Source organism: Haloterrigena gelatinilytica, assembly GCF_013342145.1.
Taxonomy (GTDB): Archaea; Halobacteriota; Halobacteria; order Halobacteriales; family Natrialbaceae; genus Haloterrigena; species Haloterrigena gelatinilytica.
Genome location: NZ_JABUQZ010000001.1, coordinates 3,701,612 through 3,718,028, shown reverse-complemented (window position 1 = coordinate 3,718,028; position 16,417 = coordinate 3,701,612). Strand labels below are relative to the sequence as shown.

13 protein-coding genes are annotated in these 16,417 nt (G+C 67.0%); 8 read left to right on the top strand and 5 right to left on the bottom strand.

All coding sequences use genetic code 11. From position 1 onward, the window contains the following. Window positions 1-259: 259 nt before the first annotated feature. Complete coding sequence (endA, locus tag HTZ84_RS18410; RefSeq protein WP_174682012.1) at window positions 260-1,315, top strand: tRNA-intron lyase; 1,056 nt, start codon at window positions 260-262, stop codon at window positions 1,313-1,315. Between the two features lie 48 nt (window positions 1,316-1,363). Continuing rightward, window positions 1,364-2,509 carry a tubulin/FtsZ family protein gene (locus tag HTZ84_RS18405; RefSeq protein ID WP_174682011.1) on the top strand — a complete coding sequence of 382 codons (1,146 nt, stop codon included), beginning with the start codon at window positions 1,364-1,366 and terminating at the stop codon, window positions 2,507-2,509. A gap of 16 nt (window positions 2,510-2,525) precedes the next feature. On the opposite strand, the gene HTZ84_RS18400 is transcribed toward HTZ84_RS18405, so the two are convergent. Both HTZ84_RS18400 and HTZ84_RS18395 read right to left on the bottom strand, forming a co-directional pair. After that, window positions 2,526-3,452 carry an ornithine cyclodeaminase family protein gene (locus tag HTZ84_RS18400; RefSeq protein ID WP_174682010.1) on the bottom strand — a complete coding sequence of 309 codons (927 nt, stop codon included), beginning with the start codon at window positions 3,450-3,452 and terminating at the stop codon, window positions 2,526-2,528. Between the two features lie 75 nt (window positions 3,453-3,527). Then, window positions 3,528-3,923: a methylated-DNA--[protein]-cysteine S-methyltransferase gene (locus HTZ84_RS18395; RefSeq protein WP_174682009.1), complete on the bottom strand. Its 396-nt coding sequence runs from the start codon at window positions 3,921-3,923 to the stop codon at window positions 3,528-3,530. Window positions 3,924-4,223: 300 nt separating this feature from the next. Here HTZ84_RS18395 and HTZ84_RS18390 point away from each other — a divergent pair, with 300 nt between their 5' ends. The 4 genes from HTZ84_RS18390 (at window position 4,224) to pheT (ending at window position 11,011) form a co-directional block, all read left to right on the top strand. Continuing rightward, on the top strand, window positions 4,224-5,819 hold the full coding sequence (locus tag HTZ84_RS18390) for a tryptophan--tRNA ligase (RefSeq protein WP_174682008.1): 1,596 nt from the start codon (window positions 4,224-4,226) through the stop codon (window positions 5,817-5,819). Window positions 5,820-5,919: 100 nt separating this feature from the next. Beyond that, window positions 5,920-7,389, top strand: coding sequence for a hypothetical protein (locus HTZ84_RS18385; RefSeq protein WP_174682007.1), 1,470 nt, complete (start codon window positions 5,920-5,922; stop codon window positions 7,387-7,389). Window positions 7,390-7,715: 326 nt separating this feature from the next. Beyond that, window positions 7,716-9,296 (top strand): phenylalanine--tRNA ligase subunit alpha, encoded by a 1,581-nt coding sequence (gene pheS / locus HTZ84_RS18380; RefSeq protein WP_174682006.1) that lies wholly within the window; start codon window positions 7,716-7,718, stop codon window positions 9,294-9,296. Next, a complete protein-coding gene (pheT, locus tag HTZ84_RS18375; protein ID WP_174682005.1) occupies window positions 9,296-11,011 on the top strand; it encodes a phenylalanine--tRNA ligase subunit beta in 1,716 nt (571 codons plus the stop codon). Before pheS ends, pheT begins: the two co-directional genes overlap by 1 nt. A gap of 120 nt (window positions 11,012-11,131) precedes the next feature. Here pheT and HTZ84_RS18370 read toward each other — a convergent pair whose 3' ends face one another. Beyond that, window positions 11,132-12,889, bottom strand: a complete 1,758-nt coding sequence (locus HTZ84_RS18370) for a right-handed parallel beta-helix repeat-containing protein (protein ID WP_174682004.1) — start codon at window positions 12,887-12,889, stop codon at window positions 11,132-11,134. Window positions 12,890-13,221: 332 nt separating this feature from the next. Then, on the bottom strand, window positions 13,222-13,419 hold the full coding sequence (locus HTZ84_RS18365; protein WP_006111025.1) for a hypothetical protein: 198 nt from the start codon (window positions 13,417-13,419) through the stop codon (window positions 13,222-13,224). Between the two features lie 239 nt (window positions 13,420-13,658). Here HTZ84_RS18365 and HTZ84_RS18360 point away from each other — a divergent pair, with 239 nt between their 5' ends. Next, on the top strand, window positions 13,659-13,967 hold the full coding sequence (locus HTZ84_RS18360; RefSeq protein ID WP_012944734.1) for a non-histone chromosomal MC1 family protein: 309 nt from the start codon (window positions 13,659-13,661) through the stop codon (window positions 13,965-13,967). 330 nt (window positions 13,968-14,297) lie between these two features. After that, window positions 14,298-15,626: an MFS transporter gene (locus tag HTZ84_RS18355; RefSeq protein ID WP_174682003.1), complete on the top strand. Its 1,329-nt coding sequence runs from the start codon at window positions 14,298-14,300 to the stop codon at window positions 15,624-15,626. Between the two features lie 54 nt (window positions 15,627-15,680). Here the strand turns inward: HTZ84_RS18355 and HTZ84_RS18350 are convergent, their stop codons facing one another. Further along, the gene (locus tag HTZ84_RS18350) at window positions 15,681-16,352 is read right to left on the bottom strand and encodes a type 1 glutamine amidotransferase (RefSeq protein ID WP_174682002.1); all 672 of its coding nucleotides are present in this window, start codon (window positions 16,350-16,352) and stop codon (window positions 15,681-15,683) included. Window positions 16,353-16,417: the final 65 nt, after the last annotated feature.

Sequence of the window (16,417 nt, the reverse complement as noted above, 5' to 3'; positions counted from 1 at the left end):
CTCACCGAGCTACGGCCGCCCGATCGACCGGCGCTGCGGTGGGTGGGACTGAAAGGGGCCGATTCGCTCGGGGAAGGCGGACGATGCAAGCACTGCAGAGGCGATCGAAGTGAGCGTCGAAGCGCGCAGCGAGTCCTCCGACTCGAGCGAATCGGGGGCTTTCGAGGTGCTCGTCGCACTACCACCGGTACTCACTGGGACGAACGACGAAGAGGAATCGATCCGCAGCCCCTTAGTCCCCGACCGTCAAACCTCGGCTATGGCACTCGAGGGGCGGTTCGACGAGGCGGCGGGCGTCGTTCGCGTCGGCGACGACGCGCGCCAGCGCTATCACGATTCCCGGGGGTACGGCTATCCGCTCGAGGGCAACGAGATCGCACTCGCACCGGTCGAGGCGGCCCACCTGCTCTACCGCGGGGATCTCGAGGCGGTCGTCGACGATTCGGGCGAACGACTCGATTTCCGGGCGTTCGTGGCCCGCGAGCCCGGCCGGAAGTTCGGCGTGCGATTTCTCGTCTACGCCGACCTGCGCTCGCGGGGGTTCTACCTCTCGCCGGCGTCGGAGCCGTGGGTCGCCGATCCGCCCGAAGAGCCGGCCGATTTCGCGGTCTTCCCGCGCGGAAAAGGGCCCGGCGACGGCGAGATCGAGTACGCCCTCCGGGTGATCGGCGAGCGAACCGACGTCCCGGCCGGCGAACTCACCGCCGGCGTCCTCGCGGTGGTCGACGAGGAGAGCGAAATCACCTACTTCGAGGTCTCCCGGCGGGACCCGTCGGGGACGACCGGCGCCACACTTCCCGACGGCTGCGAGGCCGACCTGCTGGCCGACCGCGTCGTCGTCTGGGAGCCGCCGGTCGACCTCTACGAGTCGGCCTTCTACGGCCAGCCCCTCGAGGGACGGGAGTACGACAAGCCGACGCTGCAGTGCTCGCTGCTCGAGGCGGCCTATCTCGCCGAGCGCGGCGCGATCGCCCTCGAGCCGACGGCGGTCCGCGAGCGGGGCCGCGAGGTCGAGGGAGAACGGTTCGACCGGCGGCTGGCGGTCTACACCACCCTGCGCGAACGCGGCGTCGTCCCGAAGACGGGCTACAAGTTCGGTGCGGACTTCCGGACCTACGCCGACGTCGAGTCCGTCGAGAACCTGGGCCACTCGGAGCTGCTGATCCGGGTCCACCCCGACGACTACGTCTTCGAACCGCGGGACCTCGCGCTGGACGTTCGGCTGGCCCACGGCGTCCGGAAGACGATGGCGTTCGCGCTGGTCGACGAGGCCGGCGGCGTCGACTGGTGGTCCCTCGAGCGACTGACGCCCTGAGCCTCGAGCGAGCGCAACCGTGAAAACCCCTCGGCCGAGTATCCCGGTATGCAACTCGAGGTGATCGGCGTCGGGGGCGCGGGCTGTCGGATCGCCGACGCGATCCGAGCCGCGGAGCCGGCGGACCACTCGTTTCTGACGGACGTTTACGTCTTCGACACCGACGCGGCGACGCTCCGGCGAACCGTCGTTCCCGAATCGCACCGCCACCGGTACGGACAGGGCACCGGGATCGGCGCGGACGACGACCTCGAGCGACGGTTCGAGACGGGCGAGACACACGCCGAGGAACTGCTCGAGGCGCTGAATCAGGGAACGCCGGGCGAGGCCGACGCGTTTCTGGTCGCCGTCGGCCTGGGCGGCGCGACCGGCGGCGGAACGGCGCCCGCACTCGTCGCCGCGCTGCAACGGCAGTACGACGCGCCCGTCTACGTGCTCGCGACGCTGCCGGCCGACCGGGAGTTCGACCCCGACGCCGACGCCGGGGATACCGGACCGCACTCCCGAACGACCGCGGCCGCCGGGAGCGACGAGCCGCCGCGACCGAACGCGGCATCGAACGCGGTCGCCACGCTCGAGCGCCTCGAGGGGCTGGCCAGCGCCATCGTTTGTTTCGACAACGAGGCGTGGCTCCGCCCCGGCGAGACGATGTCGGACGCTCGCGACCGGTGCAATCGGGAGCTGGCGGGTCGCGTCGCGGCCGTCTTCGCCGGCGGCGGTGCGTCGGACGGGCCCGTCGCCCAGAACGTGATCGACGCGAGCGACGTCGAGCGGATCCTCGGCAACGAGTCGGCGATCGTGGCACTGGGCTACGGCGATCAGGACGTCGAGACGAGTAGTTCGCGGTTCGGGCTCGGACTCCTGTCGACCGATCGGGACGTCGAGACGAGCGAAGCGGTTAGCGCCGTGGAAACGGTCGTCCGGAAGGGAATCCACGGGAAGCTCACCCTCGAGTGCGACCCCGAGACGGCCGCCCGCGGGCTGTTAGTCGTCGGCGGCCCGCCGACGTGGCTCAACCGGCAGGCGATCGCCGAGGGCCGGCGGGCGCTGCAGTCGACCGTCGGCGGCACCGGCGTGCTGGGCGGCGACGCGCCCCGTCCCGACGACGAGACGGTCTTCGCGGCGGTCGTGCTGGCCGGGGTCGAACCCGGTCGACTGGAGGAACTGCGGGCGGCCGCCGATCGAACGGCGTAGAGCCGTTCCAACGGACTTACGCGAAGTCCTCGAGAAATCGCGTCCCGAGCACGACCTCCGTTCCCGCGAGTCCGACCGAACAGAACAGCGTGATCTCGTCGGCGTCGGTCCGACCCAGGTCCGGGTGCTCGAGCACGTCGGCGAGTTCGACCATCCGGTCGTAGTCGTCGCCGGAGACCAGATACTCGCGGTCGTAGGCGTCGACCTGCGAGAGCGAATCGGTCGCGATGACATCGGCGCGGTTGACGACCTCGAGGGGCAGTTCGTGAGCGTCTCGGAAACGCGGGCCGATGGTCGTCACGTGGGTTCCGGCCTCGAGCCAGTCCGGATCGAAGACGGGGTCGGTGCTGTCGGTCGCGCAGACGAGCGCGTCGGCCTCGCGGACGACCGGCTTCGGATCGTCGACCGCACGGACGGGCGGTTCGACGTCCTCGGCTGCCGTCTCGGCGAACGCCGTGCGGCTCTCTGGCGTTGGGCTGTAGATCAGTACCTCGTCGAAGTCCCGGACCGCACAGGCCGCGCCGACCTGCGTTCGGGCCTGTACGCCCGCGCCCAGCACGCCCAGCGTCTCGCAGTCCTCGCGGGCCAGACAGTCGATCGCGACGCCACCGATCCCGCCCGTTCGGAGACTACCGGTCGCGTGGCCGACGATCAGCCCCTCGACGGTGCCGGTCGTCGCGTCGAAGACGACCACCAGTTGCGTGTGGTCCTCGCCCGACCCGTGGGTCTCGTAAACCCGGAATCCGGCGGCGTTCGTCGGTCCCGTCGCGGCGCCGACCGTGAAGACGAGTTCGCCCTCGCCGGCCTCGACGTACCAGCGCGGCGGCGCCTCGAGGGTCCCAGCGGCGCGTTCGGCGAACGCGTCGCGCATCGCGTCGACGACGGTCTCGTAGTCGAACTGCGAGTAGACGTCGCCGTCCGTCAGAATCGGGAACTCGACCATACGCGGACGTTACGGGGAGCGAATATAACGGTTCGCGGACCGCTCGAGCGGATCACACACCGAACGAACGCCGACCTACGCCTCGCCCGGAATCGAAGCCCCCTCGTGCTCGAGCAGCCGTCGTTTCAGCTCCAGTCCGCCCGCGTAGCCGGTCAGCGAGTCGGCGCCGACGATCCGGTGACAGGGGACGACGACGGGGATCGGGTTGCGGCCGCAGGCCTGTCCGACCGCGACCGGCGCCGTCTCGAGGGCGGCCGCGACCTCGCCGTACGTTCGCGTCTCGCCGGCCGGAATCCGTTCCATCGCCCGCATGACGTCGCCCGTGAACCCGTCGGGATAGTCGATCTCGAGGTCGAACGTCGTTCGCTCGCCGGCCTCGTACTCGCGGACCCGCTCGCTGATCGCCTCCGCGTCCGCGTCGATCCTCGAGTCGTCGATCTCGCACTCCCGGCCGAACACTCGGATCTGCATATCGCGTCGTTCGTCGGGGCGTCGCTTTACTCTAGCAGGTTCCGTCGAACGGGATCACTCGCTTCGGTTGGGACGGTCAGGGCCGCCGCTCCGGCGGCCAGTATCGTCCGTCTAGATCGTTCGGTCGTACGATACTCGTCGCCGGATCGCGGTATTCTTGTACGCGCGGTATCCCGTCGCCTGCGAAAACGGTTCGAGCGAGCGAAACGGTGAGTGTGCGAGGCAGATCGATTCCCGATTCGGCGCGATACCGCCGCGAAGCCGAAGGCTTTTGCGAACTGGCGCGCCAAGACGAATCTAATGACCGGAGACGACCCACTCGAGGAGTCCGAGTCAGGGGAATCGACGACTGCAGAACCCCGTACCGACGGGGGAGCAGCTGGTGCCGATGACGTTGCACTGGACCCCTGGGGATCCTCGAGCGTCTCCGACTACCGCAAGCTGTTCGAGGAGTTCGGCATCGAGGAGTTCGACGAGGTCCTGGAGGAGGTCCCGAATCCGCACTACCTGATGCGGCGGGGCGTCATCTTCGGCCACCGCGACTACCGGCCGGTCGCTGAGGCCTTACAGAACGACGAACCCGCGGCCGTTCTCTCCGGGTTCATGCCCACCGGCGACCCCCACATCGGCCACAAGCTGGTCTTCGACGAGATCATCTGGCACCAACAGCAGGGGGCCGACGCCTACGGGCTGATCGCCGACCTCGAGGCCAACTCGGCCCGCGGCATGTCCTGGGAGGAGATCGACGAGCACGCCCGGGACTACCTGCTCTCCCTGCTCGCGCTCGGCTTCGACCCCGAGGAGGGCGAACTCTACCGCCAGTCCGAGAACCGCGAACTGCAGGACCTCGCCTTCGAACTGGGCGCCGACGCCAACTTCTCGGAGTTCCAGGCGATCTACGGCTTCGACGGCGAGACCGACGTCTCGCACATGCAGTCGGTCGTCACCCAGATGGCCGACATCCTCTACCCGCAACTCGAGGAGCCCAAGCCGACGGTCATCCCCGTCGGTCCCGACCAGGACCCCCACGTCCGGCTGGCGCGGGACTTAGCCGAGCGAATGCGCTTCTTCAAGGTCACCGAGGCCTACGCCAGCTTCGAACTCGAGGACGAGGAGCGCGCGCTGGTCGCGGCGTTCTACGAGCGACTCGAGCCCGAGGCGTTCGACGACGACACGCTGCGCTGCGTCCACGTCGCCGAGGCGTTAGAGGAGACGCCGCTGTCGGAACTCGACGTCGACGCGAGCGTCCTCGACTCGGTGCTGACCAAGCTCGAGGAGGGCGGCATGGAACCGCTGCGACCCCGCACGCGCTTCTTCGACCGGCGAGCGACCGAGGAGGCCTTCGACGCCCTGGTCGAGACCATCGACGGCGAGAAACGAGTCTACGAGAGTCACGTCGACGCCTTCGAACTCGACCGCGGGGAGGCCGAGGAGCTCGCCTGCGAGATCGAGGTCGACAACGGCGGCTACGGCTTCCGCCCGCCGTCGTCGATCTACCACCGCTTCATGACCGGCCTCACCGGCGGGAAGATGTCCTCCTCGATTCCCGCCTCCCACATCTCGCTACTGGACGACCCCGAGGACGGCTACGACAAGGTCAAAGCGGCCTCGACCGGCGGCCGCGAGACCGCGGAGGAACACCGCGAGAAGGGCGGGAAGGCCGACGAGTGTCCCGTCTACGAACTCTACGCCTACCTGCTGGCCGGCGACGACGACGAGTTCGCCAAGCGCGTCTACGACGAGTGTACGAGCGGCGAGCGACTCTGTGGCGACTGCAAGGAGCAGGCCGCCCAGCTGATGCGAGAGTTCCTCGAGGAGCACCAGGAGAAACGCGAGGAGGTCGAGGACCTGCTCGCGGAGACGGACATCGAACTCGAGTCGCCGCGTCGACGATAGTAGATGGCCCCGCGGTGACAGGGGATGACTGGTGTCCGCTCACTGATTTTTCTCGAGTTCAGGAGAAAGCATATCCGGGGTCGCGGTGTAGCCCGCGTCGATGGAGACCGGTCGCGCCGACGATCCGGACCGGGACGTCGTCGTCTGCGCCGACGTCCTCGGCTCCTTCGGCGTCACGCCCGACGACGTCCGCGCCCAGCGTCGGGAGTACCGCACCGCGGTCCCGCCCGGTCAGGAGGAGCGCACCCTCGAGTCGATCCTTTCGGACGTCCTCGCGGACGCGCGCGACCGGACGGCGACGGTGCGCCAGCTCGTCTGCCGGAGCGACCGCGGGCTGACCTGCTCGGCGCGCTACGCCCAGCGGGCACTGGGACGGGAACTCGAGGCCGTCTTCGACGCGATCGGTTGGTCGTTCGAGTGGACGCGAACGGGGCCGACCGAGAACGGCCGCGACCGGCTGGAACTCGCCGCGACGGATCCGAACGGTCGCAAACGTGAGGCGACGGTCGCCTACCCGCGAACGCCGCTGGCCGACGACAACCTGCCCGCCATCCTGCGGGCGGTCGACGAGCGCCTGCTCGCGGGCACCGACGCGACCGTCGTCCTCCTCTCAGCGGGCGTCGACCGCTGGCGGGCCGCGCTGGTCGAGGACGGGGAGCTCGAGGCGCTTCGCGATCGCTACGGCGAGCGGATTTCGGCGTTCGATCGGCCACTATTGCCGAAACACGACCTCGAGGCGTACGTGCCCGAGGACCCCGACGGCGGGATCGACCCGGCGGACGCGACCGAGTCGGATCCGTGGCCGACGTGGGCGCTCGAGCGCGCCGAACGGCGCTCGGGTCCCCTCGCCAGCGCCGTCGAGACGGAAGCGGCGGCGTCCGACGACGGGCGGGACTCGGTCGCGTCGCTCATCGACGAAGCCGAACCCGAACTCGAACGCCCCTCGACGCCACGAACCGACGACACCCCGACCGACGCGAGCGAGTCGGCTCGGGAGTCACAATCGACGACAGCCACGTCGGCGCCGTCGACGGCGGCCGGCGGGCTCGAACTCCGGGGCGGGTCGCCGACCGTCTCGCGGGTTCGCGACGACGACTCGAGCGCCGGCGCGTCGCCGCGGGACGTCGCCGATTCGATCCTCGAGACGGAGCGCGAGCGAGCGGCGGGGAGAGAGGATCGATGCGATACCGACGGCGACGACGAGAGCGAGACCGAGGACGAGGATAATTCGTCTGACGACGGGTTCGGCACGCTCTCGGGAACCACGAAGACGACTCGCGTGACCAACGACTCCTTCGGCGCGGGCGAGGCGTTCGCCACGGAGAACGACCGCTACCGCGCGCTCGGCGTCGCGCTGGGCGCCGGCGGCGCCGTCGACGTCGAGGGGCTCCTCGAGGACGACGACTTCCTCCCGGAACTGCCCGCGAGCGGCCCCTGCGAGACGCGTATCGAGTTCGCCGACGAGTTCGATCCCGCGGCCGTCCCCGAGACGACGGCCAGCGCCGAGCAGTCGGGCTTCGAGTGGGTCGACAGCGGCCGCCTCGAGACGACGCGGCTCTCGAACGACTGAGCGGGAGCGCCGTCGGATCGCCGAGTCACGGTGGCCGCGTCGTGGTGTGAGTGATCGTATCACAACGTTTTTGGCTCGGAACTGAGTCTAATCGCGTATGGCAACCGAATCCCACGACGGTGGCGGTGTCGCCGAACAGTCACAGCGACTGCGATCGGGATTCGGCTTCTTCTTCGCCCGGTGAACCCGGACCAGTGGAGCCGCGAGCGACCGTAACGGGTGCTCGCGGCGAAACCGGCCGTTCTGTGCGCCCGCCCGGACGATCCGGCGGGCGGTATGGTATCGGAACCGCTAACTGACCGACACGCAGCCATACGAACAAGCGAATGCAACTTCCAGCACAACAGGTCGCGGTCTTGGAGGCCGCGAGCGCGGACGAAGCAACGTCCGTCGACGCGCTCGCCGAGCGAGCCGACCTCCCGCCCGAAACCGTCACCGGGGCGGCGTTCGAGCTCGAGGACGAGGGTCTGGTCGAAATCGAGGAACGCGTCGACGAAACGGTGGCGCTCACCGAGGAGGGCGCCGACTACGCGAGCGACGAACTACCCGAAATCGCGCTCTACGAGGCCGCCCTCGAGGCCGGCGCCGACGAGGAGGCCGTCCAGATGGGGCGAGTCATCGGCGCCTCGGGACTCGAGGGTACAGGGGTCGACATCGCTCTCTCGAACTACGCCCGCAAGGGGTACGGCACGATCGACAGCGGCGAGATCACGGCCGATGCGGACGCCGATCCGTCGGCGGACGCCGAGGCGAACGCGCTCGAGACGCTTTCCGGCGCCGACGAGGCGGCCGTCGATAGCGTCGCCGTCGATTCGGAGACGCTCGACCAGCTCGAGCGTCGCGGCCTGCTCGAGCGCCGGGAGTCGACCGTCCGCGAGATCCGTCTGACCGACCGCGCCGTCACGGAGCTGATGGCCGGCATCGAGACCGCCGAGACGGTCGGACAGGTGACGCCCGAACTGCTGACCAGTTGGGCGAAGCAACGCTTCGCCGACCATTCGAGCGGCCAGGGGCCGCGAGAAGACGGCGACTGGGAGGACGTCGAGTTCGCCGAGTACAACGTCGAGGCCGACGCCGAGGAGATCGAGAGCGGGACGGTCCACGTCCTGCGCCAGATGTCCGAGCGCGTCAAGGACGTCCTCGTCGGGATGGGCTTCCAGGAGATGGACGGCCCCCACGTCGACGCGGACTTCTGGATCAACGACTGCCTGTTCATGCCCCAGGACCACCCGGCGCGGACCCACTGGGACCGCTTCGCCATGGAACAGCCCAGCCACATCGACGAGTTGCCGGAAGACCTCGTCGCGGACGTCGAGCGCGTCCACCGCGAGGGACTGGGCGAGGACAGCGAGGGCTACCACTCCCCGTGGGACGAAGAGTTCGCCCGCGCGCTCGCGTTACGCGGACACACGACCTCGCTGTCGACGCGCTACCTCTCCGGGACCCAGATCGGCGAGATCGAGCCGCCGGCGCGGTTCTTCAGCGTCGAGAAGGCCTACCGCAACGACACGCTCGACGCGACCCACCTGCTCGAGTTCTACCAGATCGAGGGCTGGGTGATGGCCGAGGACCTCTCGGTGCGAGATCTCATGGGCACCTTCGAGGAGTTCTACGCCCAGTTCGGCATCGAGGACATCCAATTCAAACCCCACTACAACCCCTACACCGAACCGAGCTTCGAGCTGTTCGGCACCCACCCCACGACGGGCGAACTGATCGAGATCGGTAACTCCGGCATCTTCCGCGAGGAGATGTTAGAGCCGCTCGGCGTCGACTGCGACGTCATGGCCTGGGGACTGGCCCTCGAGCGACTCGCCATGCTGACCACCGGCGCGGAGGACATCCGCGACCTCCACGGCACGCTCGCCGATCTCGAGTTCCTGCGGAACGCTGAGGTGACCTACTGATGCCCACCGTCGACATCGATCCCGACGAACTGCGCGACCTGACCGGTCGCGAGGAGAAGAGCGACGACGAACTCAAAGACGACCTGTTCGGCCTCGGCCTCGAGTTCGAGGGGCGCACCGAGGACGGCGAGTTCGAACTCGAGTTCGCGCCCGACCGCCTCGACCGGCTCTCCGTCGAGGGCGTGGCGCGCTCGATGCGCTACCACTACGGCGACTCGCGCGGGGTCCACGTCCCCTCGACGAACTCGGCGGACTGGACCATCGAGGTCGACGAGTCGGTCCCCGACGAGCGGCCGTACGTGACCGGCGCCGTGATCCGCGACGTCGATCTCGACGAGGAGGCCCTCGAGTCGCTCATCCAACTGCAGGAGAAGCTCCACGCGACGATGGGCCGCAAGCGCGCGAAGGGCGCGATCGGGATCCACGACCTGACGATGCTGAAGGGGCGGTCCGCCACGGACGAGAGCGCGCCGACGATCGAGTACGTCGGGCTCGAGCCCGACGAGGACACGTTCGTCCCCCTCGATTCCGATCGGGAGATGACGCCCGCGGAGGTCCTCGAGGACCACCAGACCGGCCAGACCTACGCCGACCTCGTCAGCGAGTACGAGCGCTACCCCGCGATCTACGACGATCTGGGGCTGTTCTCGTTCCCGCCGGTCATCAACGGCCGCCGGACCGAGGTCTCGACGGACTCGAGAGACCTGTTCGTCGAGATGACGGGCACCGACCAGTGGACGATCGACAAGATGCTCAACATCGTCTGCTACGCGCTGGCCGCGCGCGGGGCCACGCTCGAGGACGTCGAAGTTGAATACCCCGACCGCGAGATCGTCCGGCCGGACCTCTCGACGAAGACGAAGACGGTCGCCCACGACCGCATCGAGACCATCCTCGGCATCGGCCTCGACCCCGAGGAAGTGATCGACCTCGCCGAGCGTTCCGGCCTCGAGGCCGAACGCGAGGAGAACGACGACGGAGACCTGGTCTACGAGGTCACCGTCCCGCCCTACCGCGTCGACGTCCTCCACCCGCTGGACGTCATCGACGACCTCGGGCGCGCCTACGGCTTCAACGACCTCGAGCCGACCTATCCCGACGTGGGGACCGTCGGCGGCCGCCACGAGCGCTCCCGCCTCGAGCGCGCCGCGCGCACCCAGCTGGTCGGGCTGGGCTTCGAGGACCTCCTCAACTTCCACATGATCAACGAGGCGGAGAACTACGAGCGCATGGATATCGAGCCCGGGAGCGACGCGTACGGCGCCGGGGAGCCGGCGACCATCAAGGAGGCCTACAGCGAGGACTACACCATGCTGCGGACCTGGACCATGCCCTCGCTGCTGATGGTCTTAGAGCGCAACACCCACCGCTCGTACCCCCAGCACCTCTCGGAGATCGGCTTCACGGCCCGCGTCGACGAGCGCGAGAACACCGGCGTCGGCGAGAACCGCCACGTCGGAGCCGTCCTCGCGAGCCACGAAGCGGGCTACGAGGACGCCAAGGCGCGCCTGCAGGCGCTCGCGGAGAACTTCGACGTCGACCTCGAGACGCCGCCGACCGATCATCCGACCTTCATCCCGGGTCGCACCGCAGCCGTCGTCATCGACGGCGAGGAAGTCGGCGTCATCGGCGAGGTCCATCCGAAGGTGCTCGTCGAGCACGACCTCGAGGTGCCCGTCGCGGCCTTCGAGTTCGACCTCGAGGCGTTACGGTAGGTCCGCGAACGACCGCCGATCACGATCGGGTTTCGGCCGACTCCGATTCTCGCTCGAGGACGATCGATCGACGGAAAACGAGTAGTGCGCGGTCGAAGGCGAAGGGAGACCGCGACTCAATCAGAAGCTGTTCCGGATCGTCGCCTCCTCTTCGGTGATCGTGGTCAACTCTAACGAGCCGCGGCCGTTCCCGCCGGCGGACGTTTCCTCGATGACGACCGTTTCCGCACCGAGGGAGAATCCGTGGCCAGAATTGTCCTCGGCGACGCAGTTCGTAACCGTCTGTTCGTCGTCACCTCTCGTACCGAGGACGCGAACGCCGTCTCCGCTCGCACTCTCGATGAACGACGAATTGCGCACGTCGACCGTCTGTCCGCGAACGTCGTTCCCTTCGATATTGAGTTGAGTCCCCTCGTTCCGGCGCAGTTCGACGTTTTCGACCTCGATCGTCTCGCCGTTGACGACGTGAATCCCGTAGCCGTACTCGTCGACACTGGAGCTGAACCAACTCGTCGTCGTTTCCCGCTCGGTATCGGTGACTGTGGTATCGCGCACCGTCACGTCGCCGTTACTCGAACTTTCGATCGAGATACCGCTGTCCGCGGCCCCGCCGCTCTGTACCTCGACGCCGGTGATGTCTACGGTTTCGGCCGCGACATCGATGCCGTGATACGAGTTGTCGACGAAATCGACGTTCTCGACGGTGACCGTATCGTCGCCGCTCGTTCCGATGATGGAGAGACCGTTACCGCTCTCGTTCTCGGTCATCGACGAGTTGCGAACGGAGACCGTCTGTCCGCGAACGTCTCCGCCTTCGACGCGGAGCTGATCGTTCCCGTTCTGGAGTAGTTCGATCCCTTCGATTTCGATCGTCTTCCCGCCGGCGACGCGAATCCCGTATCCGCCGTCGTGCGTGACATCGCTATCGCGTACCGCCACGTCGCCGTCGCTGGTGCTCTCGATCGAGAGCCCGCTTCCGGTCCCGTTTTCCCGGAGATCGAGGCCGGTCACGTCCACGGACTCGGCCGCGATATCGACGCCGTAGCTCGAATTATCGACGGCCTCGACGGTCTCGACGGTCACGGTATCGTCCCCCCGCGTTCCGGTGACGGAGAGCCCGCTCCCGCCGTTCTCCAAACTGGTCACGCCCGTGACCTCGACCGTCTGTCCGCGCACGTTCCCGCCGCCGACGCTGATGCCCGTCCCGCCGTTTTGCAGCGCTTCGACGCCGTCGAGGACGACCGTCTTCCCGCCGGCGATGGTGAGTCCACCAGCAGCAGAACGGACGAAGTTGCTGTTGCGTACCGTCACGTCGCCGTCGGCAGACGCTTCGATACTGGCCGCTCCGCCGTTGTCCTCGAGGGTGACGTCGGCGAGCGAGACGGTCTCGGCGGTAACCTGGAGTGCCGCTCCCGAGATATTGTATAGCTCGACGTCAGTAATCGAAATCTCGGCGGGATCGCCGGAGGTACGAATCCCGGCGGTCTCGTAATCGAAGATTTCGAACCCTTCGATCTGAACGCCGGACTCCGACACCGTAATGGCCGAACCGCCGTCGGCGTCGACGCCGTCGAGGGCCGCGCCGTCCGGAGCGGTGAGCACGAGTTTCTTGTCGACCGCGAGGGACTCCACGTACGTCCCCGACCGCACCTCGACGGTTCCGTTCGGACTGACCTCGTCGATCGCATGCTGAATCGAATCGCCCGATTCAACGACCACCGTCTCCGCCGTCCCCGTCGTCTCCTCGTCGCCGTTCGATTGCCCGCCGTTTCCGGTTCCATCGCCGTCACCGTTCGGCGAATCCTCCGAACCCGTACAGCCGGCGATACAGAGCGTCGACACCGATCCGACTCCGGCAAGTAGCCGTCTCCGTTTCATATCGGAGCGTGATTGTAATTGGATATTATAAGTCGTTTCGGCCGATAAGAACCGAACAAGATCCAATCAACCGTACAGTTCTGAAACTAACCGAATATTATGATTGGATATAGGAGAGCGGCAATCTGATGAAGTTAGCTCATCGAGTTGCGCTCGAAAGCCGGATTCGCGGTCGGCGACGCATTTGACGGAGCGAACGTGATTCGGTAGTCACGCGGAAACCGATCGCCGCGCGAAGCGACAGTCACAGCAGTTGTAGTATCGACGGCGCCTCGAATTCCCGAGCAACGCTGGGACGTACGCTGCGCGGCCGCGACGCGAGCGCGGCGGAGTCAGAACTCGTGTTCGACGTCTTCCTCGTCGGCTTTCTGGATGATGATCTTGCCGTCTCGGACGCGGACGAAAACCTCGTCGCCGATATCCATGCCCGCGACTGCCAGTTCGTCCTCGTGGAGGTTCAGATGGACGTTGTGATAGTTGCCGTCTTCGTCTTTGGCACCGCTTGGACTCAGCTTCTTTTTCCGTACCATCGCGGGATTCTATCCCGAACTTCGCCGTAGGATATACTTAAGTGTTTTCGACGCCTCAACGAATGACCGAACGAGCGGTGAAACCAGGGGACGGAACCGTCAGCATCGTTGGAGTCGTCCGCCGGGTAGTGCGGTACACTGGCGGAAGCTACTTACTTAAAGATACCGCCGCAGTCGGTCGGTTTTGGGGGATATCTTTATGTCGGATCGTGTGCTGGATTGACACGGAGGCGAAACTTATGGTACGCGAAGACGGGAAACGAAACTTTGCACTGCGCGAGTCGGACGGCGAAGAATCGAGCGTCTTCTCCGGAAACACCCCGCGACAGGCCGCTCTCAAGGCGGCCCGGCGGCTCGAGCCCGGCTCGAGCGAGGACGCCGCGGAACGCGTCGAGCTCAGGTTACGGGAGAAGGGAACGGACAAGGTCCACATCTACGACGGCTGGGCGTGGGAGGAGACGGCTCCCGACGACAAGCCCGACTGGATGCCCGGCGAGATCACGGAGGCGAACGTCTCGAAGAAAGGTATCGAACACTTAGACGAGTGAGTCGCTGGCGGGCGAGCTTTTCTCTTCGCGAGTTACGTAGCGATATCCGTCGACATATTTCCGTTTTTAGTTTAATCTTTCGTATTCTCCCGACTATCCGTTGACTTCGATGAAGTCCTAGAGGGGGTTTAGTCCGATAGCTACTCCACACTAGTATTGAGTTCGTCTAAGAAATACGCTTTTATAGCATCAGACGTCCAGTCTAATTCAGAATATGAGTTCGTCCAACATCCGTATCCGGGAGAAAGAAAACGATTGTACTCAAAATCTGACCTCAGCACGCGAGTCACACGCAGGCCGAGATTCGGCGAACGGGGGTGAGGGAGCCGCATGATTCCCGCGAAGTACAAGAACCTGATCCTCGCGACGGCGATGTTCAACCTCGGGTTCGTCATCTGGTTCTCCTTCGCCCCCTTCACGGGCGAGATCGCCGACGAGTTCGGGCTCTCGGTGGCCCAACTCGGGATCGTCTCGAGCGCGGCCGTCATCGCCGTGCCGCTCGGCCGGATCGTCGTCGGCCCGCTGACCGACAAGTACGGGGCGCCGGTGACGGCGGGGGGCACGATGCTGCTCGTCGGTACCTTCGCGATCGTCAGCGCGTTCGCGCAGACCTACGAGGTGTTTACGGCCTCGCGGATCGTCGCCTCGCTGGCGGGGATCACCTTCGTCATCGGCATCCAGCACGTCTCCGAGTGGTTCGAAGCGGAGGAACTCGGGACGGCGGAGGGGATCTTCGCCGGGATCGGCAACGCCGGCGCGGGACTGGGCGCGTACTTCACCCTGCCGCGGCTCTTCGGCGAGGGGTACGCCGGACCGCTGTTCTCGTCGAACTGGCGAGCCGCGTTCTTCTACACTGGCGTGCTCGCCGTCGCGATCGGCATCCTGTACTTCGTCTTCGGCGACGCGGCGAAAAGCGCCGCGAAACGCGCGGAAACCAAGCAGGGCGTCAGCCGGGAGCAGTGGCTCTACATCGCGACGCGCCACGGCGCGGTCGTGCTCGCGGTGGCGTACGTCATGACCTTCGGCCTCGAGCTGGCGATGAACGGCTGGCTTGGCACCTACTACCGCGAGGCGTTCGGCCAGAGCGACATCGTGATCGCGGCGACGTTCGCGGCGACGTTCTCGATCGCGGCGGGGCTGCTCCGCCCGATCGGCGGCTACGTCAGCGATCTCGTCGCGCGCGAGGAGAAGAATATCCTTCCGTGGTTTACGGGCCGTTACCGCGAGCAGTGGACGTTCGCGACGCTCGTGTTCGTCGTGTGCGCTATGTTCGGCATGACGGCGGCCGGCCTGACCGGCAACATCTACGTCGCCGTCGTCGCCGGCTTCCTCGTCGGAACCGGCTGCGCGTTCGCCGAAGGGGCGATCTTCGCCCAGGTGCCCGCGATGTTCCCCGACAACTCGGGCTCCGTGGCCGGCTTCGTCGGCGGCATCGGCTCCTCCGGCGGCTCGATCTACCCGCTGATCTTCGCCGCGCCGTTCCTGTCGAACCTTCACCTCGGCTACGCGGTCGTCGGGCTCACCATGATTCCGATCGTCGCCCTGAGCGCGTGGGTCTTCCAGCCACAGATCGCCGAGCGCGCGACCGAGAACGGCTGGCTCATCGCCGAGAACCCCGCCGCCAGCAACGGCAACCCAGACCCGACCAGCGACGACTGACGTCGTCCTCGAGTCGCGCTCGAGCGGCGACCCGATCGCACTGCGACGCGCTTCTCACTCCGCCGCGGTCGCGTCGTCGACGATCGACGCGAAGTTCTCGACGACCCGGGTCGCGTTCACGTCGCCGAACCCGCGCTCGGCCTCGGTCCAGCCGAAGTCCGCCTCGAGTCGCTCGCGCAGCGCGGCGGTGAACTCGGGGTGGAACTGAACGGTCCACAGCGGCGCCGTCCGGTGGCGCGTCGCGAACGCGGGGTAGTAGTCGGCCGACGCGATCGCGTCCATCCCGTCGCCGGGTTCGGTGACGACGTCCCCGTGGGCGACCGGGACGACCGACGAGACGCCGTCGAAGAGCGGGTCGTCCGCGAGATCGGCGTCGACCGGGCGGGCGATCGTCTCGGCCCGCTCGACGGTTCCGCCCAGCGCCGCGTTGGCGATCTGATGGCCGAAGCAGACGCCCAGCGTCGGGATCTCGCGGTCGACCAGCTCCCGGACGAGCCGCTTCTGGTCGGCGATCCACGGCCGGTCGTCGACCTCGTAGACGCCCGCCGTACTCCCCGTGATGACGACGCCGTCCGTCTCCTCGAGGTCTGGACGCTCGCCGGCCGGGTAGTCGACCGCTCGAGCGTCGGCCGCGGCGTCGGAGACGACCCCCGCTAAGGCGTCGCAGTGGTACTCGCAGTCGGGATCGACCTCGTTGCGGACGACGGTGATCGTCGGGGACGACATCGGTAGTTCGGTGGCCCTTGGATCGCCTTCGAAAAAGGGCTATCGCGATGGAGTGGGGCGTCGAG